Source organism: Pseudomonas sp. GW821-FHT09H03 (assembly GCF_059415945.1).
In genome coordinates, this window is record NZ_JBWKOF010000042.1 from 1 (window position 1) to 626 (window position 626).

General features: G+C 56.7%; 1 protein-coding gene. It reads left to right on the forward strand.

The genetic code is table 11. The features are described from left to right. The coding region (locus AC07OG_RS26335) for an SEL1-like repeat protein (protein ID WP_495068513.1) at window positions 1-626 on the forward strand (626 nt) is incomplete at both ends.

Sequence of the window (626 nt, forward strand, 5' to 3'; positions counted from 1 at the left end):
GTGGCGACAGGTTACTACTTTGTGGGGATCTTTCTTCAGCAGGGTTCGGCCGGGCTTAAGCAGGATCCGGAGATGGCGTTACGTTATTTTCGCAAGGCCGCAGATAAAGGCAACGCCCAGGCCCAGTACGATGTGGGTAACAAGTTGGCGCCGAAGAGCATAGCCCCCTCTATTGCCCGGCAGATGCGCAGATGCGCTGCCGAACAAGGCCACGGTGAAGCGGCTACAGAACTAGGCGTTCATCTTCAAGGAAGGGGGGAGTATCAAGACGCGCTCGAAGCATTCCAACTCGGCGTAGCTGCTGGCAGCAGTACTTCGGCATCTTTTATATACAAAGGCTTTCGTAACCCGCCGCCCACCAATGAATTGCACTACCTCGGTCAACAAGAAGACCTCGAGCGCGCCGAACGCTACGAAAAAATCTGGAAAGTGCTCTCTGGCTACTCCTACGCCAACCCCAAAGTCCCCGAAATCAACGAAATCCTCCCGCTGCCACCGGCCAAACTCCCATCCTGGAACGGCAAGCTCCAATGGCTCGAAGAGCGCCTCGCAAACGTCCCGCCAGAAAAGCCCAGCGAAGCGCTGATCCAGCAACTGGCCAAGGCCAAACTCCTCGACCCCACTTC